The organism is Bacillus sp. SRL337 (assembly GCF_984799155.1).
The window spans coordinates 2,664,132-2,688,324 of record NZ_OZ481793.1 but is presented as its reverse complement, the minus strand read 5'-3'; the positions used below and the strand labels follow the sequence as shown (position 1 = coordinate 2,688,324).

Here is a 24,193-nt window from a genome sequence, read left to right as displayed (position 1 = left end):
CAGTCGTCCAAACAATAGGGGGACTGACGTTTTTTAAAGTTTCCCTAAAAAACTCCAAAGAAGAGGATTATTATGGTAAAATTCTGAATTAAATAAAGGGTTGAGGTGCTGTAATGGAGATTTTCTTATTCCTACTTGGAATTCCCTGCTTTCTTTTAATCGTATATATTCTTTACCTTGTTATCGAAGCAGCTGTCAGAAAAGGAATCGACAATTCTGAAACAGGGAAGATCATTCGAAAGTACATGGAAGTTCAGGGTGTTTCACCTTCTTCCTCCATCACGGATGAAGAGATAGAGAAAGAATTGGAGCAGCAAGCCGAAGAGAGAAATTAATGGTGACAACCATGGGGGTGCTTCCGCCCTGACAGCCATGTCCTCTGCCGCGGCATTGATGACTCTATTTCTGATCATTCTCGGGTATGAACCGGGTTCTTTACCGTAAGACCAAGATACTCCTCATTGAGTGATTTTATTTGAAAGGATACACATTACAATGACCTATACAAGAATTGAAAGACCGCATCCTTCACTGTTGATAATCTTGTTTTTGCTTATCAGTTCGGATTGGTTTTCTGGCAATCCAGTCCTGAATGCCTTTTTGTGGCTGTTCCTTGTATGTTTGGTGATGGCGCTTGGTATCAACTATCAATTGGAGGTAGAGGATCACCAGATGTGCTACAGGCTTTCTTTCTTATCGTTCCGGTTATACAAAAAAACAATGACGCCTGATTCAATCAATTCCATTATCTTTAAAAGGGCAGATTGGACGAAAAAGAAAGCCGTAATCAAGGTAAAGAAAGGGATGAATATCCGAGTGATGGATTATGAACCAACACAGGTTTTCATCGCTCTCCATAAATTTACCGCTGACCATGGCATCGCCACCAAAAAGACAAGGGATTATAAACTTCTTGAAAAATACTACTAATCTATATTTTCAAATTAAAGGAGTAGGCTATCTTGAAAAGTGAACAATTAATTGACGTGCAGGAAGTAATCGACAAAGAGCAATTTTCCGGTGCGGTTCTTGTGAAGCGGGAACAAGAGGTGGTTATTGAGAAAGCAGCCGGATACGCAAATAGAACAGAGGAAAGAGCCAATAATATGGACACCAGATTTGGAATTGCGTCCGGCTGTAAGATTTTTACGGCAGTAGCTGTCTCTCAATTGGTAGAAAAGGGAATCATAAGTTTTGATTCCAGGTTGAGAGATTGTCTGGATATCGAATTCGCAAACTGGGATGAGGATATTACGATCCGCCAGCTGCTAACTCATACTTCGGGTATACCTGATTACTTTGATGAAGATGTGATGGACGACTTTGCAGAACTGTGGAAGGATCGGCCAATGTATCTTCTGCAGGGACCGGGGGATTTTTTGCCCATGTTCAGGGATCAGCCGATGAAAGGCAAACCGGGTGAAAGGTTTCATTACAACAATGCAGGGTACATCCTTTTAGGGCTGGTTGTTGAACAAAAGGCAAGGGCTTCTTTCACAGACTATATAACTCAGCACATATTTCATAAAGCAGGAATGTCTTCCTCCGGGTATTTTTCAATGGATAACCTGCCAAACAACACGGCCTATGGGTATGTAGAGGCCGGGAAAGGACAGCTCAAAACCAATATTTACTCTATTCCTATTAAAGGAGGTCCCGATGGAGGAGCCTATACAACGGCGAGGGATATGGTGAAGTTCTGGGAGGCGCTTATGAACAACAGACTGTTAAACCAGGAAACGACCCAGTTCCTGCTGACCCCTCATGTAAAGATGAAAGAGGGTGCCCAGTATGGTTTCGGTGTCTGGATCGACAGCAAGGATGGAATCATTTCCAAGTACCATATAATGGGCTATGATCCTGGAGTCTGCTTTCATTCAGCTTGCTATCCCAATTCGAAAGCGATCGCCACGGTATTGTCCAATCTAAGCAGCGGTGCTTTTCCGATTATGAAGGCAATAGAAGAACAGGTCAGTAAGTAAAGGAGTTTAAATAGGAGGTTTCTCATGGAAATAGTCATGAAGTTAACAGGATATCTATTTTTTCTGATTGGAGGATTTCTGTTTTATTTTAAAGGGACAAAAAAGCCTTCCAAGGGATTAACGAAGTGGCATGCTTTGATTATTTTTGTGTCTGGCTTTCTCCTGTTGAGCTACTTATATTGGTTTGAAATAGGAGATGGATAAGAGGAGGCGAAATCTAATGAGCAATAAATCTATTAATTTCAATGAGAAGCTAAGCCTGTTTACAGAACACTGGTCTCCGAAAGTGATAGCCGAAATGAATGACTATCAGTTTAAAATGGTCAAAATCGAAGGAGAATTCATCGGGCATGATCATAAAGGCACAGATGAAGTTTTCATTGTGATTGAAGGGGAAATGGCCATCCAATTCCGTGATGGTGGTGTGAGGCTCCGGAAAGGAGAATTGTTCGTTGTCCCAAAAGGGGTTGAACATAAACCCTATGCCGAAAAAGAGTGCCACATCTTGCTGATAGAACCCAAAGGCACTGTGAATACGGGTGATGCAGATGGAGATCTTACTGCCGAAAATGATGTGTGGATATAAGAAAAGGTTGGGGTGATGGGTATGCCTTCAGTAGGAGTATTTGCAGTTGTGAAAAATCCAGAAAATGAAATCCTTTGTGTCAAGTTGAATTATGGTTCACGCAACTGGACGCTGCCCGGCGGCCACTTGGATGAAAATGAATCGCCTGTTAAAGGGGTTGAAAGGGAGATATTCGAAGAAACAGGCTGCAAGGCAGAAGTTGTGGACTTTGTTGGTATATACTCCGCGCCTGAAAAAGATGACCTTGTCCTTTTGTTCAGGGCAGAAATACTGGAAGAAGGACCATTTGTCCCAAATAGAGAAATTGGCCAAATTGGATATTTTGCCCTTGATTCACTTCCAAAGGAAATGCACCCTTGGAACAGACAACGAATACATGACGCCTTTACAGATATGGTAAGTTCCTTGCGTATCTTCGGGAAAGCAGGTAAAGGTTGAAACTTACATTATCTTTTGTTCCTTCAGAAAACAGGAAAGAGTACCTTCCATTGTTGCTGATGGCTGATGAAAGCGAGAAGGCAGTCAATCAGTATCTCAACGAGAGTGATTTGTATGCCCTTAATAGTTATGATGGGCTTGCCGGTGTGATGGTATTCACCACTGTCGATGTGTCGACAATTGAATTGAAAAATATTGCTTTGATGTCCGAGTACAGAGGCTGGGGACTAGGTAAAAAAATCATTATGGAAGCCTTATCCCTCTATAAGAAAAAGGGTGTAAAAAAAGTGATTGTTGGGACTGCGAATTCGAGCCTTGATACTATTGCCTTTTACCAGAAAGTGGGTTTCAGAATGAAAGAGATTAGAAAAGATTTCTTTTCAGACTATCCTGAGCCGATCTTCGAAAATGGAATAAGGGCGCTGGATATGGTGATGTTTGAAATGGAATTGACATAGGGAAAGAATGCCAACCACGAAAGAATATCAGGACCGGCAAAGGAATGCCAAAAATGGAATGACAGGAGAGGTTTGATGTACTGGGTTGCAGCATTATTTGATGATCAAACAGAACAATTAATTAAAACAATATGGAACGAATTACGTAAAGAATCCATTTCTTTTTATGCGGATGAGATTAAGGATGGCCGGCCGCATATAACGCTGGCAAGCTATTCTGAGATCGATAAACAAGAATTTATCAAAGGAATGAAAAAACTTTATAGCGGTAAAAATCAAATCGAGATCAGTTTCAATATGCTCGGCTCTTTTTTAAATTACGGCACGCTATTCTTTTCTCCTACTGTTACAACAGAACTTCTTGATTTTCATGCGTCCCATTATACCTTTTTCAAGGCTGACAACCCTTCTGCAAATGAGCTTTATGGGCCGGGGAAATGGATCCCTCACTGCACCCTTGCAAATAAGTTGGCCGAAGAAGAGCTGGCTAAGGCGTTCCAGTACTGCTTGAGAAGGAATGATTTGATTAAAGGGAGAATCACTGAAATCGCCCTGATAGAATTGGCTGAAGACAATGGCAGCCAAATCGAAGCGCCTATTGTGCTTACAATTCCTTTGAAGGAAGCGGCAGATGGACATGGTTGAATACAGGATTGATGACGAGATACATATTTCCCTATTATATCCTGATCAGGCCTCTTTATTGTTTGCACTGGTTGATGCGAATCGGGAGTGGCTTGGGAAATGGCTTTCTTTTCCTGGCAAAACACATTCGGTCGAAGATTCGAAGGTTTTTATAGAGAAATCTTTAACGAGATATGAAAAGGATAATGGCTTTTGGGCTGGGATATGGTACCGGAATGAATTGGCAGGAGCGATTGGGTATTTATATATTGATTCTTCTGCAAGAAAAACAGAAATCGGGTATTGGCTCGGAAGCAGGTTTGCAGGAAAGGGTCTTGTAACGAAATCCTGCGAGTGCTTTATAACGCATGCTTTTGAAGTATGTAAATTAAACAAGGTAGAAATCAACATGGCCGAGAAAAATGAAAAGAGTAAAGCCGTTGCTGAACGTCTTGGATTAAAGAGGGAAGGCGTTATCAGGGATTATGAGTTTCTGAATGAACAGTATCATAACCGCTATATTTATGGAATGTTGAGGAAAGAATGGATTGAACGGGGCAGCCGTTATGGAGATTATACAAACTAACAAGAAGAGAAAGAGTCTGCAGCCAAAAGGATCCCTTTTGGCAAAGGGGTTTCCCAGGAACGGGTGTTGCGGAATTTCCCCTGGGTACTAGAATTTGTTTCTCTTACCAGAGAGATGCCCCCTATCTTTTTTGTTCCCCAAGGTTTTTTAGATGAATGTTGCCCATATTTCATAAAAATCGTTTTAATCAGAGACAAAGTGTGCAAAAAGAGCTTTTTCAATAGGATGATACAGATATGAAGAGCATTAGAGGACAAAGGATCCTGCTACGTGAACTTAAAGAAACGGATTGGCCGGAAATTCATGATTATGCCTCGAGAGCAGAAGTAAGCAAGTTTCAGGCTTGGGGTCCCAACTCTGAGGCCGAAACAATAGACTTCGTGCACAAAGCGATGGACGATGCAAAAAGGACTCCACAATCACGGTTCTTGTTTGTGATTGAAACACTGAAAGACCATACATTAATAGGTGCAGCTGAGATAAACGTGAGGGATGCCTGCAATCAATCCGGAGAAATCGGTTACCTAATCAATCCAAAATTCTGGGGGAAAGGTTTTGCGACCGAAGCAGCCAGATTGTTAATTGGATATGGATTCAAACAATTATCATTTCATAGGATCTATGCTACCTGCCATCCTGAAAATGCTGCATCCACCAAAGTCTTAGAAAAAGCGGGTATGACAAAAGAAGGCACCTTAAGGGATCATCTGAAAATGAACGACGGATGGAGGGACTCGCACCTTTATTCCATACTGGAACATGAATGGGATCGATAAGAGAATTCAAGTTGTAGAGATTAATCTTTCTTCCCCAAGCTCATCATCATCCTTGCTTCTGGCTGCCAGCTGAATGAGGATGCCGATGAGAACTATATACTTTGGAGGGACAAGATCATAAACTTCATTGGCTGATGAAGGATATCTCCTTACCTGTAGATAGCCGTTATGTACAGTTCTTGTTGAAGGGAGGAAAAAGAAGTTGTATGCGGTTATAGCACTATTTGATGAAAAAACAGACGATTTTATCAGAAACCTCTGGCAGGAATTGAGTGAGGTGGCCATTTCTTTTTATGCGAAGGAAATCGAGGATAGGATACCCCATTTGACATTGGCAAGCTACGAGTATTTAGATGAGAGTCCGTTTGTACAAGAGCTGGATGAATTATACAGAGGCAAGGAAGGCATTGACATCCTTTTCAACTCGCTTGGATCTTTTTTAAAATCAGGAGCACTCTACCTATCGCCCGTTATGACGGAAGATTTGTATACCCTGCATAGGAAGCACCATCAGGCGTTTTCGGGATATAATGATGCTTCATCCTCTTTCTATTTACCGGGACGGTGGATACCACACTGTACGCTTGCCAACAGACTGAGTTTGGGAAAATTAGCCGAGGCGTTCACTTACTGTCAGAGTAGAATAGATACATCTGCAGGCAGAATAACAAAGATAGCTTTAATAAAGGTACAAGGCAAAATGGCACCAGTCATTCACAGTGTCACCTTAAAATGAAAGGCTCTTTTCGTGAACTTTGTTGCTAGTTGATAATAATGCCGAAAGATAGTGGAGCAATGAACCGGAAAAAACCCTGTTTAGCAATCCTGTTAGGGCAACGGTTATTTTAATGATAGATGGTGGCGGCGGGAAGCACCGTCATGGGAGTTTTTCGTAAACTTTGTTGCTATCTGATATTCATTCCAAAAGATAATGGAGTAATGAACCAGAAAAAACCCTGTTTAACAAGATAGAAAAGAGCTTCTCTCTTCGTTCAGAGCGAGAAAAACGTAGTATGCAAGGGAAAAATCCGGCTTTTGGGATTTTTCCAAAAGCAACAATATATGCGAAAACAGCCTTAGCAAAAGAGAAAAGAGCTTCTCTCTTCGTTCAGAGTGAAAAACGTAGTATGCAGGGGAAAATCCGGCTTTTAGGATTTTTCCGGAAGCAATCAATTTATATATGCGAAAACAGCCAAAGGAAAAGGGAGGAGGGGAAATTGTGCTGCATCATGTAGAACTATATGTATCTGATATTAAGAAGTCTAGTGAATTCTGGGGGTGGTTCTTGGAGGAAATCGGTTACCATCCCTATCAGGAATGGGAGAAAGGGCAAAGCTGGAAACTGGACGGGACATATATTGTGTTTGTTCAGGCCGAGGAGCGATTCCAGGACATCCCGTATCATCGCTGCAGGGTGGGACTTAACCATCTTGCATTTCATGCCATATCCAGGGGGCACGTCGATGAAGTGATGAACAAATTGAGAAGCAGGGGAGTGAAGATTCTATATCCAGATAAACACCCTTTTGCTGGTGGAAAAGACTATTACGCTGTTTTCTTTGAAGATCCAGACAGAATAAAAGTTGAACTGGTGTCCCCTGTTTGAATCAATGAGATTTTTTCAGGGAGAAAAAAGTATAAAAACAGGTTTAGGCTTTGGGGATTATGGGTAAAGGACGGTGATACAAGGAGGGCAGCGGTATTTTCCAGAGATGTCCGTCGAATTCCTTATACATATACCTTGAGTATTCTCTCAAGAGATTCACAAAGAATAAGGTTTATATCTTGGTTAATTAAAGGAGCGTGTTTTTTATGGGTGCAGATTTTACAGATAAAGAAGAGATTGCAGGATTCATATCAGAAAATAGAGAAAGCTTCAAGGAAAAGCTTCTGTATGAAGCTGTAAACGTTAGAAATAAAATCAATGATATATTAGAAAAAGGAAACATCGATCTTCTGAAAAATGCAGAGAAGCTGGCTCTCTTCATCGCCAAGAACAGAGAAGATGAATTAGTGGAGTTCGCAAAAATAGAGGGAATCGCCTGGGCCCAGCATTCCCTGACACTTGCCTTCAAGCTTGAATGGGTGCACGCCATCAGAAGGACTCTGTGGTACTTCCTGTATAAATATGACAGAAAAAATGGAAATCAAGAGTTTCCACGTGAAAAATTCTTTGAATTGGAGAAAAGGATCAATGACCGGGTCGATCAGTTCCTGAATACCTTTTTCATCAGTTACTCTGATTACAAAGATCAGCAGTTGATGTCCCAAAGGCAGCTTGTCGAGAATCTATCCGTGCCTATTATTCCTATAAATAGTGCAACTGCAGTGCTTCCGCTGATCGGCATGGTGGATACCTATCGGATAAATACATTGGAAGAGAAAGTATTAACGGGCATCGGAAATATGAGAATCCAAACTCTTATTATCGATCTCTCAGGAATAGCTGAAATGGAATTGGATGTCATCGTTCAATTTGAAAAGATCCTGAATGGCATTCAAATGATGGGCTGTAAAGCCGTCCTTACAGGTCTTCGTGCGGAGCTTGTCAGAAAAATGATCAACGCCGGAGTAGCTTTTGACAGGCAAGTGAAAACCAAAGGGACCCTGCAGCAGACGTTAACAGAACACCTTGTAGTTGACAAGGGTTAATCAATCAATGGTAAAGAGCCGATGAGCTGATCGGCTCTTTTTTTATTGTATAAGCTGTACTATTTTGAAATAATTGGGTAAGTGCGAATGATTTATAGGAGTGTATTAGAAAAAAATAGAAATTTTCAATGAAAATGAAACTTTTTATGCCTCATCAATCGTCAAATAAGAAATTCATAGACAAGGTGAGGGGAAAAGGGAGCTGCAGCATGGAGAAAAGCAAACGAAACTTGTTACTGGAAGAAATCATGACTGAGTATGGCGATGAGCTGGTCAGACTTGCTTATTCCTATGTAAAAGATGTTGATATCGCAAAAGATATTTCCCAGAATACGTTTGTAAAGTGTTACAAGAAACTTGAGTCATTCAGGGGAGAATCTAAGATGAAGACGTGGCTGTACCGCATTACCATCAATGAATGCAAAGATTATTTAAAAAGCTGGAATCATAAAAAGGTGCAGGTGGTGGATTACATACAGGAAAATACAAAGTCCCTGCTGCCGTCTGCCGAAACATCCGTACTGAAGGAAGCCAAACATAAGGAAATCAAGAATATCGTCCTGTCACTTCCAAAAAAATACAGGGAAGTCATCTACCTATATTATTTCGACTCCCTGAATATCGAAGAGGTTGCCGAGGTGACTGAGCTTGGGGTCAATACCGTCAAGACCAGACTGCGAAGAGCAAAGCAAAAGTTGAAGATCAAATTGGAGGAGGCCGAAGTATATGAATGAAAAAGATTTAGAAAAGTCGTTAAATGAATTTCATAATACCGACCTCAGTTTCACTCAAGAGGATAGAGAAAAGGTTTTCCACAAGATTGAAGAAGAGCAGAGAAGGAAACAACCAACCAGCTTCCAGGCATTCCGTCACCGTGCAGCTCCATTAATGGCCATGGCAGTGCTTTTGACCCTTTCAGTCGTCCTGGCCTACTCCTTGATTGGCGGAGAAAGCATTCGTAATGCTGACCGTTCTGATGATCAGGCAGCGATGGAACAAAGTCGATACAGCTCATTGTTGATGTTACTGGCAAATGAGGACGATAGAACAGATGTAAATTTGCTCATTACCTATGATAATCGAAAAGGCAGCATTAATATGACGTCCCTTCCGAGGGAAATGGCAGTCCCTTTTAAAGGTACGGACGGGATAGAGGAAGGCAACAAAAATCTGACCAGCGTTTTTGCTTATGGGAATGGCGGGGAAGCAGTCAGGAAATCCCTTTCCAAAGCGTTGAATCTGCCGGTCGATTACTATGTGGCTGTAAAATCGGATGAATTTAAAACGCTGTTGAACACTATGGGGGAAACCGTATTCAACCTGGATGAAAGTAAAATTTTACTTTCTTTGGATGGAAAACAAATAACAATGGAAAAAGGTCCAAACTACCTTGACGGAAATAAAGCTGTTGCACTTCTATCAGCCCACAGCACATCAAATGAACCTCCAAATGATTGGAATGAACAAGACCGTCTGGATTTGGCTGAAGAAGTCCTGAGAAATCTGCTGACACACCTGCCTCCTACAAGGGCGAATGCACTTCTCGAAGGTGCAGAGACAAATGGTGATCTGACTAAGATCTTTGCTGAATTGGCCGGTACCAAATTAAATAGTATGGAGACCGTTTCCATTAGAGAAGAATTGGAACCAGTAACAATTAATAAAGAATATTTCCTTCAGTTCAAAGAGGGTGCGGAAGAGCGGATCAAGGAGGAGTTACTATCTTTCGAATAAGGTTTGGTTTCTGATGAGAAATACCCCGGGGAGCTTTATGCCCGGGGTATTTCAGTGTAAGGATGAACGAAGTGACTTTTGCGGTTGGGTCTGTGCCAAATTCAATAAAGGAGTGAAACCGGGAAACCCTTCTTAAGGAAGTTCTCTTTTTTTGTAGAATACGAATGAATAGGGGTGGAAATCCCATGATGTGATAGGGAATCGAGGTTATGAAAATCACAGTCTGAAAATAAAATAAATAAATTTTCAAAAACACCGAACTATTTTCCCGTCAGGTAAGTAATAAAGAGAAAAGAAGTGGAAAGGGGGATGGCATGAGCCTGCCACTCAGTGAATCAGAAGCTGAAGGATTGTTTAATGAATATAAAGACTATGTATACAGGACAGCACTGATGCTGACCAGGTCGCGAAGCTTGGCAGATGATATTACACAGGAGACATTCATCAGGGTCCTGACTAACTATCATACATATGATCGAAAGCGTCCGATAAAGCCCTGGATCTATACGATTACTATTAACGTCACCCGATCAGTCATGAGGAAGCAGAAATGGATCAATACCTTTTCCTTTTTTACCGATTTCATTGGGGATGATCAAATCAACTCGATTGAAGAGATCTTCATGAGAAATGAAGAAGTGAAAGAACTTTGGGATACGGTGAAACGGCTCTCGATTAAAAGCAGGGAGATTATTATTTTGCATTTTTATCTCGGATTGACAATGAAAGAATCAGCAGGGGTGTTAAGGGTTCCTGAGGGAACCGCTAAATCCAGGTTGAATACAGCCCTGAACCAACTTCGCCGCCAGGGCATCCAAAAGTTTCACAAGGATGGGGGAGATACGGTTGAAGGATGAAAATCTTCCAAACCTTTTCGAGGAAGTTGATAAAAGAGAGAACACTTCGATTGAATTTCAAACAGTCTGGAGGAAATCCAACAGGCGGGGATGGATTGACAAATATTCTCACTCGTTGAAACACAATCTTGCCGTTCTGTGTACCTTATTGATTCTGGCACCTGTAATTGGAAGTTTTGTTGTCAGCAGCCCTCAGCTGCACAAGGATTCAGCTGATTCTGATTTTTTTTACAAACAGGATGTTATCCAAGGGCAGACCAGGAGGCTGAAGGGAAAGGCTGTGATTAGTGGAGCAAGTTCCCTCCCCGAAGGATCAATTATCCAATTGAAGTTCATAAAGAAGGATCATGAAACCCTCATTGAGGAAAAGGAAGTCCAAGTTGATAGAGAAGGCACATTCCTGCATGCCTTCAAGGTCCCCGATGAACGAGGAGACTATGTAGTGGTGCTTGAGTTATATCCTCATCTTCAAAGCAAACGAATACAAGAGGTGATTGGTTCAAAAGGCGAAAATTTATACAGCAGCAGCCAGGTGAATGGAGTTTACCACTATTTTATCGGCAAGGAACTTTATACTGGGATCCGTTTATATGGAGATGCTGCTAAAGAATATTTAAATGCAAATAAAATGATGTTCGGCAGTTTGAAGAGCACCATGCCATAAAGGAGGGGAAATATGAAAATCATGCAGAGGATGGGCTTTTTCCTGATTTCCATTGTGGGAATCATCCTTGCCGGCGGTCTTCCATCCTTGCTGGCTGGGATGAATGACGAGCAGCTTTATTTGGATCGATATTGGGTTGATATCAAAGATATTGCAAAGGCTTTTACACACCCACATACGCTGAAATATACAGTCATCGGGGGGCAGAAGGAAAGGGATTTATTTCCCTACTTATTCGACCCGATTTTCTATTCACTGACTGTCCTTTTTGCATCGTTCCTTCTAGCGCTGTTTATTGCGCTGGCATTGACTATGGTATCGATGCTTTTCTCGGTGAGGATACGGATGCGGATTAAACTTGCCTTTTATTTATTGGAGTCCCTGCCTGATCTGCTTATCATTATGCTGACGCAGCTCACAATACTATACGTTTACAAACAATCGGGAATTCTCCTTTTTAACACCGCATCTACGTATGACGACAAAGCCTATCTTCTTCCGATTTTCCTTCTTGCCATTCTGCCTGCGATCCAGCTTTTTCGGGTGACAATTATATCGTTTGAGTCTGAAATCCAGAAAGACTACGTATTACTGGCGAGATCAATTGGTATCGGGAAATTGATGATCCTTGTTTTTCACGTTCTGCGAAATGCCATCATCAGTGTATTCTTTCAATCCAAGAAGACGGTATGGTTCATGCTGTCCAATTTATTTGTCATCGAGCTTCTTTTCAATATTCCTGGGATTACAAGATTCTTGATGTCTACTATGCAGCCTGTACTATTCGTTCTTGCCATTATATCGGTCTTTATTCCGTTATTTCTTTTTTATAATGTTGGAGAAATCATTCTTTCTAAAAAAGCAAACAGGGGGGAGGAGCTGTAATGAAGAGAAGTGTATGGAAACATCCCTTTTTCCTGACAGGCTTCCTTTTTATTTCCCTGCTGCTGATCACTAGCTTTGTGTATAGTTTCCTTTGGGGGAATGAAGTACGGAAGCTCTACTATATTTCGGTGGATAGTGTGCCGGTTGAGTCAGCACCGATCTCTCCGCAATGGGCTTATCCATTTGGGACAGATCCTCTGGGGCTGGATATGCTGGGCAAAGTGGTCATCGGGGCAAAATATACGATTCTAACTGCATTGGTTATAGGGCTTTTGCGTGTTTTTATTTCTCTTCCATTGGGGTTCGTGCTGGGGATATACCTCCAAAGGTACAGAAAATTTGTTAACGGGACAGTGGATTCCTTTCATTATATTCCATTATCGATCCTTGCTTACTTTTTGCTGTATCCAGTTTTGTGGGAGCCTTTTGAGGGATTTTCAACTTCTATGATGGAACGATTTTTAATAGAAATCACTGTTTTAACGTTGTTGATCGTCCCTATTCTATCCTCGCTTTTAGGAAATGAAATTGCCCGGGTTTATAAGAGTGAATTCATCACGGGTGCGGAAGTATTGGGAGCAGGAAAGCTACGGATTATGACCAAACACATTTTTCCTGTCATTAAGGAAAAGCTGGTGATTTTATTTGGCCAGCAGGTTATGCAGACGCTGATCATTTTTATTCATTTGGGGTTGTTAAAATTGTTCTTAGGAGGGACAGATGTCGACTATCAACTGGTAAATGATCCTCCAAAATCGATGACAATGGAATGGTCCGGATTGATTGGCGATACCTTTCGCTACCTGCAGGGTGCACCATGGGTTCCACTGACGCCAATCCTTTTCTTTGCCGCCGTGATGTTTGCGGTTGCATTGATGATGGAGGGATACATTCAGTCAACTTCAGGTTACTCCTATTACGGTAGAAAGGTCAGAAAGAAGCTTTCTTTGGAGACTCAACCGGAGGTCAGGGAAGTCCAGGAATCCGATTTTACGAGAGTTGAATTATAGCTTATTGAAAGGACGTTCTACCTAAAGACGTCTTTTTTTATTGAAATTTGAATTATTTGAAACATTTTCATTGCCTGATTCGTCTTAAAGGGGGGGATGTTTATGAAATTCCTATTATTTATGGTCATTGCTTTGGCTGTATTTTGGCTGGTTAATCAAGGGTTGACTAAATGGCTGGGAAAGGATGAGCGGAAGCTTTCAGATACAGAGGGGAGATTGCTTGACCGCTGGGGAAGAGGCGTCCTGCTGTTGATTTTCCTTGTCGTACTGATAAAGATTCGTGCTATCCCTGAATTTGATCGGGCTATGAGTATCTACTGGCTGATTTTTATTATTCTTACATTCGGTTTTCAATCTTTTATGGAATGGAAGTACTTAAAAGGATCAAAAGAATACTTAAAGACGCTGATTATTTTATGTTTTTCTGTGGCTGTGCTCGGCTTGCTGTATGCCTTTCGTTTTTGGCTGGTTTAGGAGAAGGGGGCTGACACCATGCTTGTATTTATTCCAGTGCTGTTTATTATGATTACTTTATTTTCAATAGAGGTGACACTGAGGAAAACCGTGAAGCAGAATGATGAAATGATAAAGCTGTTAAGAGGCCTGCAGAACAGACATGAGAAGGAGTGAGAAGGGTGCAGAATATAGTGGAAGATCCATATACATATAAAACAATAACAAAGAGGCTCTTAGTGAGGCCATTAACCCGAGAAGATTACCAAGCCTGGTATAAAGGCTTCAATGAAAGATTGCCTTCACAGCACAGACATGATCCGGGAAAACTGGATATGAGTGACTGTACAGAGGAGTGGTATGCTTCGCTGGTAAAGAGTCATCAGGAGCTGCGTTCTCAAGACGATGCGTATATTTTTGCCGTTTTTCTTAAAGAAACGGGTGAGCATCTCGGGATGATAGACTTCTCCACCCTGGCGAGAAATGACTTTCAATGGGGGAGGGTCGGTTACACGATCCATAACCAATACTGGGGATTGGGGTATGGAAGAGAGGCTGTGGCAGCTGCGTTGACCATTGCTTTTTCAGAACTGGACTATCATCGGATTGAAGCGCATATCAACCTGGACAATGCGGCATCTGTTAAGTTGGCTGAAAGTATCGGGATGGAGTATGAGTGCACAAGAAAAGGGTTTATCCATGAATTCGGGGAGTGGACGGACAACCTGATTTATTATAAGAATGCTGATATAAGAAGGTGATTTTTCCGAAAAATCAGTCAACTGATCGTTTGGTTATAGTACACTAATATAAAAGATTGAGGGGATAGCAGGTGACTGGAAATGGATTTCATTAAATCTATGGCGTTGAAGCCGAAGAAACGGTCAAATCTCAGGATTCAGCTTGGGACAGCTTTTTATCGCGCAAAACGGTATGTGGAGTGGATCAACACAACAGAAACATTTGCTGTAAACCGCTCTGAGGAGTTGCTTCCCGCTGCTGTGTTTAAACATCAATCCCTCCTGCTAAGGAAACTCAAAGATGTAGATATGTGGTATCAATATAACAAGATAACCAATTTGAAAGTTGCTGTCAAAGAGTTGGACGGGATTGTCATTCAGCCGGGAGAGACATTTTCTTATTGGAAGCTGCTAGGGAATACAACCAGGAGAAAAGGGTATCTTGACGCCATGATACTGCATTATGGATCATTCAGACCAGGGATTGGAGGAGGCCTCTGCCAGTTATCCAACTTGATTTATTGGATGACGCTTCATACCCCTCTTACAGTTACTGAACGGCATCGCCATTCCTATGATGTTTTTCCGGATTCCAACCGGACCCAGCCGTTTGGGAGCGGAGCAACCTGTGCCTACAATTATCTCGATCTTCAAATCAAGAATACGACTGACGAGGCGTATCAACTTCATGTTTTTCTGAATGATACCCATCTTTCCGGAGAATGGAGAACGAAACATAAACCGTTAAAGTCCTATGAGGTGTACGAAAAGGATCATCTGATTACATATGAACATTGGGGCGGGTATATCCGGCACAACCGGCTGCATCGAAAAGTCTATAATAGTCAAGGAGAAATGATGGATGATCAATATATCACGGAAAATCATGCCTTGATGATGTATGAACCCTTGCTTGAACAGAAACAGGATGTAGTGAATTGAGTTTTTTCTAGGGGTGCCAATGCAAAAAAGGGGGGATTAGGTGAGAGGCAAAAATCTTCGGTTTTTCCTGGATAGGCTTAAATATTTTTTGCTATGCCATGCTGATGGCAGCCACCTTATTTGTCGTGCTGAACGCTGAAGGATTGGCTGAGATAAACCGGCTTTCCGCTGGGTCATAATGCTACTGGGATTGCTTTTTGCATCCGTTTTCGGCAGCTGCCAAATCGGGTCATGGATCAAGGGAGGAAAGCTATGATGTTCCAACTGTTAAACTCGGAATATTCTTAACCTGTCATTCATAAATCATAAACTGTGGATGGAAGAAAAGTCCTTTTCCATCAAAACGGCTAAAGGGGGAGATGACGATGGTTAAGCACGTTCATACTAGTAAGAAAAGCAAAAAAATAAGAGAGAGTAGATTACTAGAAACGTAGCTGGGGGGATTATATGGAAACAACAGCAGAACAAATCAAAATCGTTGAATACCATGAAGGCCTTGCAAAAGGAATCGCGAAGATGTGGAATGAAAGCCGTGAAGACTGGGGAGGAGATTCAGTTGTCACGACAGCGCAGGAGGTCATAGAGAAAGAGGAAAATTCTACTAATCTTCATTTATTTTTGGCATTGGCGGGGGAAGAGGTTGTCGGATACTGCGGGCTTTCACAATATCGCGAAGACACAGGTGCACTCTACATCCCGTTGTTGAATGTACATCCAAAGTACCAAGGGCTGAAGATCGGGAAACAGCTTGTTTTGAAAGCGCTGGAAAAGACAATTGAATTGAAATGGCCCCGTTTGGACCTGTTCACCTGGGCTGGGAACACAAAAGCTGTTCCGCTTTACAAGAAGTGCGGCTTCTTTTGGGAAGACCGGGATGATAGCACTCATTTAATGAATTTCATTCCTCTTGTGATGCAAATCGAATGGCTCCGTCCTTTCTTTGACAAGCACGACTGGTACACCACCAGCCAGAGGGAAATTGAAGTGAAGCCGGATGGAATCAAAGAAAATGAACATACGTATTATGAGTACAAGTGGCAGGCTGGTGATGAGTTTGTTCGTGTGCAAATTGAACGGACCGGGCGCGGTATCCGCTTGATCGAAACGCAGGACCTTTTGGTAGAGATGAGTCTGCCGGGATTTAAACTTCTGGAAAATGAGGAGCATCCTGTAACCTATAAAGTTTTGAACAGGACTGAAAATCCCCTGCAGGTCTCTTTATCAGGCAATGATGAGGGCAATGTTGACCATTCGTTTTATCATTCTGTCAAAGCAGAGGGAGAGTGGACAGGAGAATTTCCAGTAAGCGTCACTGTCCCTGATCGCGAACCAAGTCCATGGAAGACCCATCCCGTCGCAAGTTCGAACGTAGTGATCAACGGCAGCGCCTTCCCCCTGAAAACCGGGGTCTTCCCGATGCAGACGGGAAAAGTATTTGTCCGCTCTACTAAAAGGCATTGGAGAGCGCAGCAAAAAGGAATGATCCATTTGGATATAGAGAGTCAATTGGATGAAGAATGTACATTTAGTGTTCAATTGCCGGAAAATCAGGTTTTAAAATGGGGAAGGACCGAAGTGGCTTCCGTATTGAAGGGGAAAGAAAGGGCTTCATTCCCAGTTCCTGTCACACTTTTGAAAAATGGATTCCTATCAGAAGAGATAGAAGTAACCGTCACACAGAACACTAATCAGAAACCGATTACCTTCAAGGCAAAATTAGCCCTGGCTTTTCCGGGGTTTGGAAGTAAGTTTGGAGGAGAAACGGAAGAGAAATGGTATGGCTATAACGGTTCCTTTTTTGTAGAAATAGAAAAGCGGAATCATATTGTAAAAGTGGGGTCGATCTATTCCACTGGTGAAGCCATGACGTTCTTCCCGCCAAAACTGGGCAAACCATTCAGTGAGGAGTTTTCGAAGAAAGAAGCATCCAATATAGAGTTCATCGACCTGGTAGAAGCAATGGTGATGAAGACTACTTTGGATTCAGAAGCTTTTCCATCCCTAATATTGAATACGTATATTAAACTATTTGGCGACGGCTATGTAGAGATAAGCCATGAGGTCATCAATATAGGGAGCGCGGCTCAACCTGAAGGTCTTCTGTTGCAGCCTGTCTATCCAGAATTAAAAGGGGCTGCTCTTCCTCAAAGGGAAGGTGTTATGATTGGAACTGAGGCTGTCATCCCGTTCATTGATTATATAAAAGACAAAGAGATAGTTGGAAATTGGCTTTTCATTCAGGGGTATCAAGGCGATACTACGGGGTTGGCCTGGCCACGGGCAGCGACTGGCAGGAAAGATGATTGGCGGTTTGGCATTGAATATAACTTCGGTCAGCTGCCACCCCAGGGGAAAATCTGCCTCGGGCCCATTGCAGTCGGAATCAATACATCAAGGAACTGGAAGCAGTGGCGTGAATTTGTAGAAGGGGAAGATGCTCCTGAAATGAAAGAGCTGCCGCTGTACTCGCTAGAACCTAAAGGAGGGGACTTCATTTCTTCAGCTGGTGAAACCGTGGAATACTCGTTCCGGTCAATGCTGACTCCATATGTTCATGGAAATTTAAAGCTGAAAAGTGATGGAGGAATCTTCGAATGCTATGCTGAAAAAGAGGATGGACTCTCGGGGATGGACATTCAGGTCGAACATCATTCCCCTGGGATCAAGCGGATTGAGGGAAGTTTCATCAATCCTGGTCAAACAGCAGCATTCGAAACAATCCAGCTGGTAACAGGCAGGAAAGAGGTTGAAGTAGAAGCAAAAAATGGCAGTTGGTCTGTCGATAATGGGATTTTGTCATTCAGAGCTTCGCCGGGGTACTACCCAGGAATCTACTCACTGACAATGAACGGCAAGGAGACCTTGCATAATCAATATCCCGAAGCTGGACCTAAAGCATGGTGGAATCCATGGGGAGGAGGCATTCGCTATTTCTTCCAGAATGTCAGCCCTTACTCGATGATGAAAGAAAAAACAACTGTAGAAAAGGTCAACCGGGTGGATTCAAGCGGTAACCAATGGACAGGACTCTGCCTGACAACCGTGTTTACAGAACATGAAACGATGAAGGGTACCGTGCTGAAGCAATATGCACTTACTCTGCCGGAGGTTCCGGTCATGGCTTGTTATGGAGAAGTCCACCAAAATTCCGGCCGGACTTTTACTGGAGAGTTACTCGATATGGAGGCTTTCTTTAAACCAGGAGAAGCCCTTTCTTCCTGTTTCGCGAAAATGCCGACGGATGGTGTGTTTGAAAAGTACTTTGCCGGAGTTGAGGAGTTCGTTCTTGGAGATAGCGATTACGTTACAGTAGGATCTGAGGATTGGAATGAAAGAATTACACTCATTCATCCTGATTCGAGAAAGCTTTCTGAACTCTATATGAATCAGGAGGTATTCGTGGTCGGTTCAACGCAAGAGTGGTCTGCTTCATGCGGCGAAATCATAACAAGTAAACCAACGGTCCTCCTTTTCGGGGAAGAGGGATTATCCCGGAATATTAACCAGCTTAAAGAGCTAACCTTTAGATAGGCGAACGAAAACATGGGGGCAGACTACTGTTAAGTGCACAGGACCTGTCCCTTTTGCTGTAGGAAGAGGAGGGGACTCAATGGCTTTTTTGTTGGAAGAACAAGGGGTTTCAATAAGGGTCGCTGAAGAAAATGATCTAAAAAAGGTTTTGGATTTGCTGGTGAATGCGGCTGAGTGGCTCAAGACAAAGGGAACAACCCAGTGGGACTATTATCTGACCGACTTGGAAGGGAATAGTGACGAGATCAACGAATCCATCAAGAGGCGGAATACATATTTGTTCGAAAAAGAAGGGGAATCAGTCGCATCCATAACTCTTGAAGACAAGCCTGGTGAATGGGACATGGATATATGGGGGGAGAAGCAGCACAAGAAAATGTCATTTATCTTCACCGGATTTTGGTGAACCGTAACTATGCGGGGCTTGAAATTGGGGATGCGCTGATGGAATGGACGAAAAAGAACGCAAGGCAGCACGGCAAATCCTCCATTCGTTTTGATTGCCTTAACAGCAATAAAGGGTTGAACCATTATTATCAACGCCATTATGCATTAAAAGGAATCTCCGAAATATATGGAAAGCATAGCAAATACGAAATAATCCTTTGAAGGCAGGAAAAACAAAATAAAGGAAGGACTGGTATGTGTTTAGCGGATTAAAAACGAATTCACTTACAAATGACGTTTCTTCTTCAGATGAATGCAAGGCATTCGTTTACACCATATACCCACAAGGTTCTTTTATTGTATGTCGATAAGCTGTTTTCCAGCAGCCGCCTGTGATTTATAACGAGCAGAGAAACCCGGAAACGAATGTTTCCGGGTTTCTCTTTAAATAAATTCCTCTGTCAATTCAATGTATTCCTCAATTGCATCTACAACAGGCTGTATCGCAGACTGCCAGAATGCCTCTTGTTGAAGATCCTCATTGAGATAGGTTTCCGCCAGCTGTTCAACAGTCATTCTTCCGGAATTACGCAAGAGCTCATCGTACTGACGGCTGAATGCTTTTCCTTGTTTTTTAGCGAGAGAATAGACTCCATTGCTGAACAGGTACCCGATGGTATAAGGAATGTTATAGAATGCTTTTTCAGTACTGTAAAAATGGGAAGTGGTGATCCAGCTGTGTTCATGGACTTTGTCGACATACTCTCCATATACTTCTCTTTCAGCTTCAGCTGTTAACTTTGTGATTTCATGGGAGCTTACCAATCCATCTTTCCTCTTCTCATAGAACTTTTGTTCAAATTGGAATCTGGATGGGATCAACGAGAGGTACGATAAACCCGCTGAAATTTTGGACTCCAGCAGTGATAATTTTTCTGTTTTATCTTCTGCTTTTGAAAGGGCGGCATCCAGCACAAGATTTTCACAGAAAGTAGAAGCCGTTTCCGCGACGCTGGTCCCTTTTTCACGGGCGAATGCAGGTTCTTCGTCAAGGATGTAATTGTGATATGCGTGCCCAAGCTCATGTGCCAGTGTGATGACATCGAGGTAACTTCCCCTGAAGGTCATCAGGATACGGCTTTCCTTTTCCAAAGGAAGAGAAGCACAAAAGGCGCCATTTGCTTTGTTGGAACGATTTTCTGCTTCAATCCATTTCTCATGGAAAGCCTTTTCAGCAAGGTTTCCCAGGTTTTCACTGAAATCATTGAACTGTTCCACAATGATGATTACTGCTTCTTCATACGAGACCTTTTTCTCGGATGTAAAGGTATTGCCAGGAATGTCAAACCACTGCAGCTTTTCCAGGTTTAACAGTTCAGCTTTCCTTTTTAAGAATCGGTGAATGGCTTCCTGTCTGGAATGGATGGCAGAAATCATTGCATTTAAGCTGCTTTCTTCGATTCGATTTTGTTCGAGTGCCTCTTTTAAAACATTGTTCCAACCCCGCTGAGCATAGACGTCCAGGCGGAATCCGGATATATGATTAATAATGGAAGCATATGTATCTGCCGTTGCTTCACATGCCTCTTTATATGCATTCATGATCTCCTGCTTATATGTGCGGTCGGAGGAAGTGAGTACTTCAAAAAAGGCGTCTCCCACCGTCATGCTTTTGATTTCTCCATCTTTCTTCACCTTTACTCGCAGCTTTGCTATCTGCTGGTCATAATGGCTCTCCCAGCCGGTAAATCCATTGACGGAAAGGTTCTGTATCAGTTTTTCCATATTTCCCGGTAGTTTATCATTGGCCCGCTGCTTTCTTTCCTCAAGAAAAAAACGATAGCGTTTGACTTCTTCTTGTTGGAGCAAGGTGTTCCAGATATCCTTGGGCAGTTCGGTGAGGAGCCTGTCGAGATCACCAAGTAGAATCTCAAAGTTGCTTCGCAGTCTGGCACTTTTGTTAACCAATCCAGATGAAGAATGGTCCTCTACATTATCCGAAGAGAAACAAATCAAGAATTCATCTACTTGAAGTGTACCTTCCATGATGGACTGTACTCTTCTGAATAGGTCCACTAAGGTATTTACGGAGAATTCCTTCTGATTAAGGGTGGCTCCGATTTCGGAGTGAAGCTCCTCAATGGAAAGAGCCAGCTGATTCATGTAGTCTTTTAATTTGTTGGAATCACTGCCTCCTGCGTAAATTGAATTCAAGTCCCAATTTTTACTGATCGTTTGTTCCAATGTTTCATCAGCCCCCTAGTAATCTGTTAATCTCTTCCACATTTCTTAGTATAACGCAAAGATTGAGAATATTCCTCCAACTTCGGACTGAGATTTCTTGGTGTGTCATTTGTTTGTCATATTCGTAATAAATGAAGTGCTTCTCAGTAATGAATACATCTTTAAATGGTCATATTTTCCTGGATTCAGCACTGCCGGTTGGTTGAATAGGATCGTATTCGTTTAAGTCTTACGCGAAAAATGAATAGTGTCTGAGTGCTTGAAGTGGCTATTTGGGGTCAGGTCACGAACCTTGCATTTTTTTAAAATAATGAAGCATTAATGCTGTTGTAACATGCACTTCAGTGCAATTTAGTAAAAGGCTGTTATCGCATATATTGTTGCTTTCGGAAAAATCCCAAAAGCCGAATTTTTCCCCTGCATACTACGTTTTCGCTGTGACCGAAGAGTGAAGCACTTTTCTCTCTTGCTAAACAGGGTTTTTTATCGGTTCATTACTCCACTATCTTTCGGAATTATTATCAGATAGCAACAACGTTTACGAAAAGAGGCTAGTAATATGAAAGAAAAGAATAATTGAAAACGGGGATGAGGAAATGAAGAAATGGATGACGAGCAATGATGATGTGCTGGCCATGCTGGACAGTCTTTTACAGGAACAGAAGAGGTTTGACTGGGACACCTTTTACACGGACAGAAACAGAAAGGTGCCGTTCTTTGCCGACATGCCGGATGAGAATCTAGTAGAATACATGACGAAGGGAATTTTACTGAATGGAAAGGTACTGGAATTAGGGTGCGGTCCCGGGAGAAATGCATTTTACCTTGCCGGAGAAGGATTCAAGGTGGATGCGGTTGACTCTTCGGAGGAAGCCATTAACTGGGCAAAGGAACGTGCTGAGGAAAAAGGGATGAATATTAATTTTATCAAAGAGGATATTTTTCTTTTAGAGCATGAAGAAAGCCACTATGACTTTGTTTATGACTCAGGCTGCTTTCATCATATACCGCCACACAGGAGGAGTAATTATCTCACTTTGATTGAACGAGCCCTAAAGCCCGGCCTAGGGTATTCTGAAGAAAAATTGAAGGCGATCTTTGGCTGGTACGCCCCAGTTGAAATTCGGTTAATGAAGGATATTCCAGCAGAGAAAGGGCTTTTTGGTGTGACAGGATTGATGACGGCGTTATTCCAGAAACAAGAATCGATATAGATTCCTCCGTTTAATCATATGGAGGTATTTTAATTTTTCCCACTTTATCCATTTAACGGTAATTCCTCGTGTTAAAATAGAGAAAAAGCCGCACCAATCAAAAAGGAGAAGCTTTATATGAAATATAAGTATTCCATTATATCTTTATTGCTTCTATTTTTCTCTGTGGCTGCTTTCTTTTCAGGGTATGAAGGAAGCGGCTTACTGGAAGATCAGGACCAATGGAAGTATACAGCAGTCATCTCAAGCATGATGGATGACGGTGAAGGGCTGGGGAGAAATGAGATCGTACAAGCGGACTTTTATCTTTATGCCATCAAATTTCATCCAGTTTTTCCATCCAGCATGGCAGTGTTTTTTCTTCTCCTGTTATTCTTCATAGGGTATCCCTTTAAACGTAAGAGGGTGGGATGGACTATCATAGCCGTATACGGGATTGTTTTCTTTCTGACTTTCTCTATCACACCAACAGAGGAAGGTACCGCCATATTCCTCAATAGTGTGAAGATCAGCTCCATCATGCTGATTTTACTGATGTGCGTTTTATCGATCAGGACCCAAGGAATTTTTGCAAGCGAGGGGGGGGGAAATACATGAATGAGGGCAGCTGCAGGTTTCCGGCAATAGAGACGGAACGGTTGTTTTTAAGAAGTGTAGAGCCGAAAGATGATACGTTCATCTTTCAACTGTACAGTGATGAGGAAGTATGCCGGTATTTATTTGATGAAGAGATCTATACAAGCCTCGATGATGCGAGGGAATTCATCAAATGGAACCAGAAGCCTGAAGAAACAGGGAACAACCGCTGGCTCATCATCAGAAAAATGGATGGAGAACGCCTGGGCACATGTGGATATGACTCCTGGGATACAGAAAATCATATCGCCGAAATCGGATATGATCTCTTGCCGGATCATTGGGGGAACGGCTATATGAAGGAGACATTGATGGCTGCCATTGAAAGCGGCTTTCAAAATATGGGCCTGAACCGAATCAATGCGTATACAGCTTTAGAGAATGAAAAGTCTGCAAAATTATTGGAATCACTCGGTTTCCTGAAAGAAGGAATTTACAGAGAAAAGCACTTATACAGAGGCGAATATTATGATCATTCCAGCTATTCTTTACTAAAAAGAGACTGGATTCGATTACAGGAAGAGTGAGAATAGGAAATCAGGTAAATCGATGACTATTCGAAGCAAGAAGGTGTATGTAAAGAATTTGGGACTTCCGGTAGCCATTCTATATTTATATGAAGCTCCTGGTGGAAATTGTTATGGTTTCACTTTTGCTCAAGCAGAAAAATAGAAGAAAACTTCCTGGGGGCTGTGATTGATCAAAGAGGAGTTTGCCGTTCAGAAGGAACCCAGCAAGGTGAGTCGTATGGTGCCAAGGATGTTATCAGATGCGGGCATACACTGCATAGGAAA

Annotated in this window: 30 protein-coding genes; 29 read left to right on the top strand and 1 reads right to left on the bottom strand. The window is 42.2% G+C overall.

The window, feature by feature from the left end:
- The first annotated feature begins 113 nt into the window (after positions 1 to 113).
- From AC4E8A_RS13700 to AC4E8A_RS13575, 26 genes are all read left to right on the top strand, one after another.
- Positions 114 to 335, top strand: a complete 222-nt coding sequence (locus AC4E8A_RS13700) for a hypothetical protein (protein ID WP_490193701.1) — start codon at positions 114 to 116, stop codon at positions 333 to 335.
- 160 nt (positions 336 to 495) lie between these two features.
- Positions 496 to 930, top strand: coding sequence for a hypothetical protein (locus AC4E8A_RS13695; RefSeq protein ID WP_490193700.1), 435 nt, complete (start codon positions 496 to 498; stop codon positions 928 to 930).
- Between the two features lie 32 nt (positions 931 to 962).
- Positions 963 to 1,982: a serine hydrolase domain-containing protein gene (locus AC4E8A_RS13690; protein WP_490193699.1), complete on the top strand. Its 1,020-nt coding sequence runs from the start codon at positions 963 to 965 to the stop codon at positions 1,980 to 1,982.
- A gap of 24 nt (positions 1,983 to 2,006) precedes the next feature.
- Positions 2,007 to 2,186 (top strand): hypothetical protein, encoded by a 180-nt coding sequence (locus AC4E8A_RS13685; protein ID WP_490193698.1) that lies wholly within the window; start codon positions 2,007 to 2,009, stop codon positions 2,184 to 2,186.
- Positions 2,187 to 2,202: 16 nt separating this feature from the next.
- Positions 2,203 to 2,568, top strand: a complete 366-nt coding sequence (locus AC4E8A_RS13680) for a cupin domain-containing protein (RefSeq protein ID WP_490193697.1) — start codon at positions 2,203 to 2,205, stop codon at positions 2,566 to 2,568.
- Between the two features lie 21 nt (positions 2,569 to 2,589).
- Positions 2,590 to 3,006 carry an NUDIX hydrolase gene (locus AC4E8A_RS13675; protein WP_490193696.1) on the top strand — a complete coding sequence of 139 codons (417 nt, stop codon included), beginning with the start codon at positions 2,590 to 2,592 and terminating at the stop codon, positions 3,004 to 3,006.
- On the top strand, positions 3,003 to 3,464 hold the full coding sequence (locus AC4E8A_RS13670; protein WP_490193695.1) for a GNAT family N-acetyltransferase: 462 nt from the start codon (positions 3,003 to 3,005) through the stop codon (positions 3,462 to 3,464). The genes AC4E8A_RS13675 and AC4E8A_RS13670 overlap by 4 nt, the downstream gene beginning before the upstream one ends.
- A 75-nt stretch (positions 3,465 to 3,539) precedes the next feature.
- Positions 3,540 to 4,109 carry a 2'-5' RNA ligase family protein gene (locus AC4E8A_RS13665; RefSeq protein ID WP_490193694.1) on the top strand — a complete coding sequence of 190 codons (570 nt, stop codon included), beginning with the start codon at positions 3,540 to 3,542 and terminating at the stop codon, positions 4,107 to 4,109.
- A complete protein-coding gene (locus tag AC4E8A_RS13660) occupies positions 4,096 to 4,674 on the top strand; it encodes a GNAT family N-acetyltransferase (RefSeq protein ID WP_490193693.1) in 579 nt (192 codons plus the stop codon). Before AC4E8A_RS13665 ends, AC4E8A_RS13660 begins: the two co-directional genes overlap by 14 nt.
- 236 nt (positions 4,675 to 4,910) lie before the next feature.
- The gene (locus AC4E8A_RS13655; RefSeq protein WP_490193692.1) at positions 4,911 to 5,450 is read left to right on the top strand and encodes a GNAT family N-acetyltransferase; all 540 of its coding nucleotides are present in this window, start codon (positions 4,911 to 4,913) and stop codon (positions 5,448 to 5,450) included.
- Positions 5,451 to 5,652: 202 nt separating this feature from the next.
- The gene (locus AC4E8A_RS13650) at positions 5,653 to 6,186 is read left to right on the top strand and encodes a 2'-5' RNA ligase family protein (protein WP_490193691.1); all 534 of its coding nucleotides are present in this window, start codon (positions 5,653 to 5,655) and stop codon (positions 6,184 to 6,186) included.
- 483 nt (positions 6,187 to 6,669) lie between these two features.
- Positions 6,670 to 7,056: a VOC family protein gene (locus AC4E8A_RS13645; RefSeq protein ID WP_490193690.1), complete on the top strand. Its 387-nt coding sequence runs from the start codon at positions 6,670 to 6,672 to the stop codon at positions 7,054 to 7,056.
- A 206-nt stretch (positions 7,057 to 7,262) separates the two neighbouring features.
- On the top strand, positions 7,263 to 8,102 hold the full coding sequence (locus tag AC4E8A_RS13640) for an STAS domain-containing protein (RefSeq protein ID WP_490193689.1): 840 nt from the start codon (positions 7,263 to 7,265) through the stop codon (positions 8,100 to 8,102).
- Positions 8,103 to 8,311: 209 nt separating this feature from the next.
- Positions 8,312 to 8,836 (top strand): sigma-70 family RNA polymerase sigma factor, encoded by a 525-nt coding sequence (locus AC4E8A_RS13635; RefSeq protein WP_490193688.1) that lies wholly within the window; start codon positions 8,312 to 8,314, stop codon positions 8,834 to 8,836.
- Positions 8,829 to 9,836 carry an LCP family protein gene (locus AC4E8A_RS13630; RefSeq protein WP_490193687.1) on the top strand — a complete coding sequence of 336 codons (1,008 nt, stop codon included), beginning with the start codon at positions 8,829 to 8,831 and terminating at the stop codon, positions 9,834 to 9,836. The genes AC4E8A_RS13635 and AC4E8A_RS13630 overlap by 8 nt, the downstream gene beginning before the upstream one ends.
- A 314-nt stretch (positions 9,837 to 10,150) precedes the next feature.
- Positions 10,151 to 10,693 (top strand): RNA polymerase sigma factor, encoded by a 543-nt coding sequence (locus AC4E8A_RS13625; protein WP_490193686.1) that lies wholly within the window; start codon positions 10,151 to 10,153, stop codon positions 10,691 to 10,693.
- On the top strand, positions 10,683 to 11,357 hold the full coding sequence (locus AC4E8A_RS13620; RefSeq protein ID WP_490193685.1) for a hypothetical protein: 675 nt from the start codon (positions 10,683 to 10,685) through the stop codon (positions 11,355 to 11,357). The genes AC4E8A_RS13625 and AC4E8A_RS13620 overlap by 11 nt, the downstream gene beginning before the upstream one ends.
- Positions 11,358 to 11,369: 12 nt before the next feature.
- Entirely contained in the window at positions 11,370 to 12,242 is an 873-nt protein-coding gene (locus AC4E8A_RS13615) for an ABC transporter permease subunit (RefSeq protein WP_490193684.1), read from the top strand.
- Positions 12,242 to 13,252, top strand: coding sequence for an ABC transporter permease (locus tag AC4E8A_RS13610; protein WP_490193683.1), 1,011 nt, complete (start codon positions 12,242 to 12,244; stop codon positions 13,250 to 13,252). Before AC4E8A_RS13615 ends, AC4E8A_RS13610 begins: the two co-directional genes overlap by 1 nt.
- A 102-nt stretch (positions 13,253 to 13,354) precedes the next feature.
- The gene (locus AC4E8A_RS13605) at positions 13,355 to 13,726 is read left to right on the top strand and encodes a DUF4181 domain-containing protein (protein WP_490193682.1); all 372 of its coding nucleotides are present in this window, start codon (positions 13,355 to 13,357) and stop codon (positions 13,724 to 13,726) included.
- A gap of 18 nt (positions 13,727 to 13,744) precedes the next feature.
- The gene (locus AC4E8A_RS13600; RefSeq protein WP_490193681.1) at positions 13,745 to 13,882 is read left to right on the top strand and encodes a hypothetical protein; all 138 of its coding nucleotides are present in this window, start codon (positions 13,745 to 13,747) and stop codon (positions 13,880 to 13,882) included.
- Positions 13,883 to 13,896: 14 nt separating this feature from the next.
- Positions 13,897 to 14,466, top strand: a complete 570-nt coding sequence (locus AC4E8A_RS13595) for a GNAT family N-acetyltransferase (RefSeq protein ID WP_490198872.1) — start codon at positions 13,897 to 13,899, stop codon at positions 14,464 to 14,466.
- A gap of 90 nt (positions 14,467 to 14,556) precedes the next feature.
- Complete coding sequence (locus AC4E8A_RS13590; RefSeq protein WP_490198871.1) at positions 14,557 to 15,387, top strand: VanW family protein; 831 nt, start codon at positions 14,557 to 14,559, stop codon at positions 15,385 to 15,387.
- Between the two features lie 447 nt (positions 15,388 to 15,834).
- Positions 15,835 to 18,918 carry a GNAT family N-acetyltransferase gene (locus tag AC4E8A_RS13585; protein ID WP_490193680.1) on the top strand — a complete coding sequence of 1,028 codons (3,084 nt, stop codon included), beginning with the start codon at positions 15,835 to 15,837 and terminating at the stop codon, positions 18,916 to 18,918.
- Between the two features lie 79 nt (positions 18,919 to 18,997).
- Positions 18,998 to 19,324, top strand: a complete 327-nt coding sequence (locus AC4E8A_RS13580) for a hypothetical protein (protein ID WP_490193679.1) — start codon at positions 18,998 to 19,000, stop codon at positions 19,322 to 19,324.
- Positions 19,270 to 19,527, top strand: coding sequence for a GNAT family N-acetyltransferase (locus tag AC4E8A_RS13575; RefSeq protein WP_490193678.1), 258 nt, complete (start codon positions 19,270 to 19,272; stop codon positions 19,525 to 19,527). Before AC4E8A_RS13580 ends, AC4E8A_RS13575 begins: the two co-directional genes overlap by 55 nt.
- Before the next feature lie 222 nt (positions 19,528 to 19,749).
- Here the strand turns inward: AC4E8A_RS13575 and AC4E8A_RS13570 are convergent, their stop codons facing one another.
- A complete protein-coding gene (locus AC4E8A_RS13570) occupies positions 19,750 to 21,549 on the bottom strand; it encodes a M3 family oligoendopeptidase (RefSeq protein ID WP_490193677.1) in 1,800 nt (599 codons plus the stop codon).
- A 596-nt stretch (positions 21,550 to 22,145) separates the two neighbouring features.
- Here AC4E8A_RS13570 and AC4E8A_RS13565 point away from each other — a divergent pair.
- The 3 genes from AC4E8A_RS13565 to AC4E8A_RS13555 all read left to right on the top strand — a co-directional run bounded on the left by AC4E8A_RS13565 (position 22,146) and on the right by AC4E8A_RS13555 (position 23,926).
- Positions 22,146 to 22,763, top strand: coding sequence for a class I SAM-dependent methyltransferase (locus tag AC4E8A_RS13565; RefSeq protein WP_490193676.1), 618 nt, complete (start codon positions 22,146 to 22,148; stop codon positions 22,761 to 22,763).
- A 117-nt stretch (positions 22,764 to 22,880) separates the two neighbouring features.
- Positions 22,881 to 23,360 carry a DUF4306 domain-containing protein gene (locus AC4E8A_RS13560; RefSeq protein WP_490193675.1) on the top strand — a complete coding sequence of 160 codons (480 nt, stop codon included), beginning with the start codon at positions 22,881 to 22,883 and terminating at the stop codon, positions 23,358 to 23,360.
- Positions 23,357 to 23,926, top strand: a complete 570-nt coding sequence (locus AC4E8A_RS13555) for a GNAT family N-acetyltransferase (RefSeq protein ID WP_490193674.1) — start codon at positions 23,357 to 23,359, stop codon at positions 23,924 to 23,926. Before AC4E8A_RS13560 ends, AC4E8A_RS13555 begins: the two co-directional genes overlap by 4 nt.
- Positions 23,927 to 24,193: the final 267 nt, after the last annotated feature.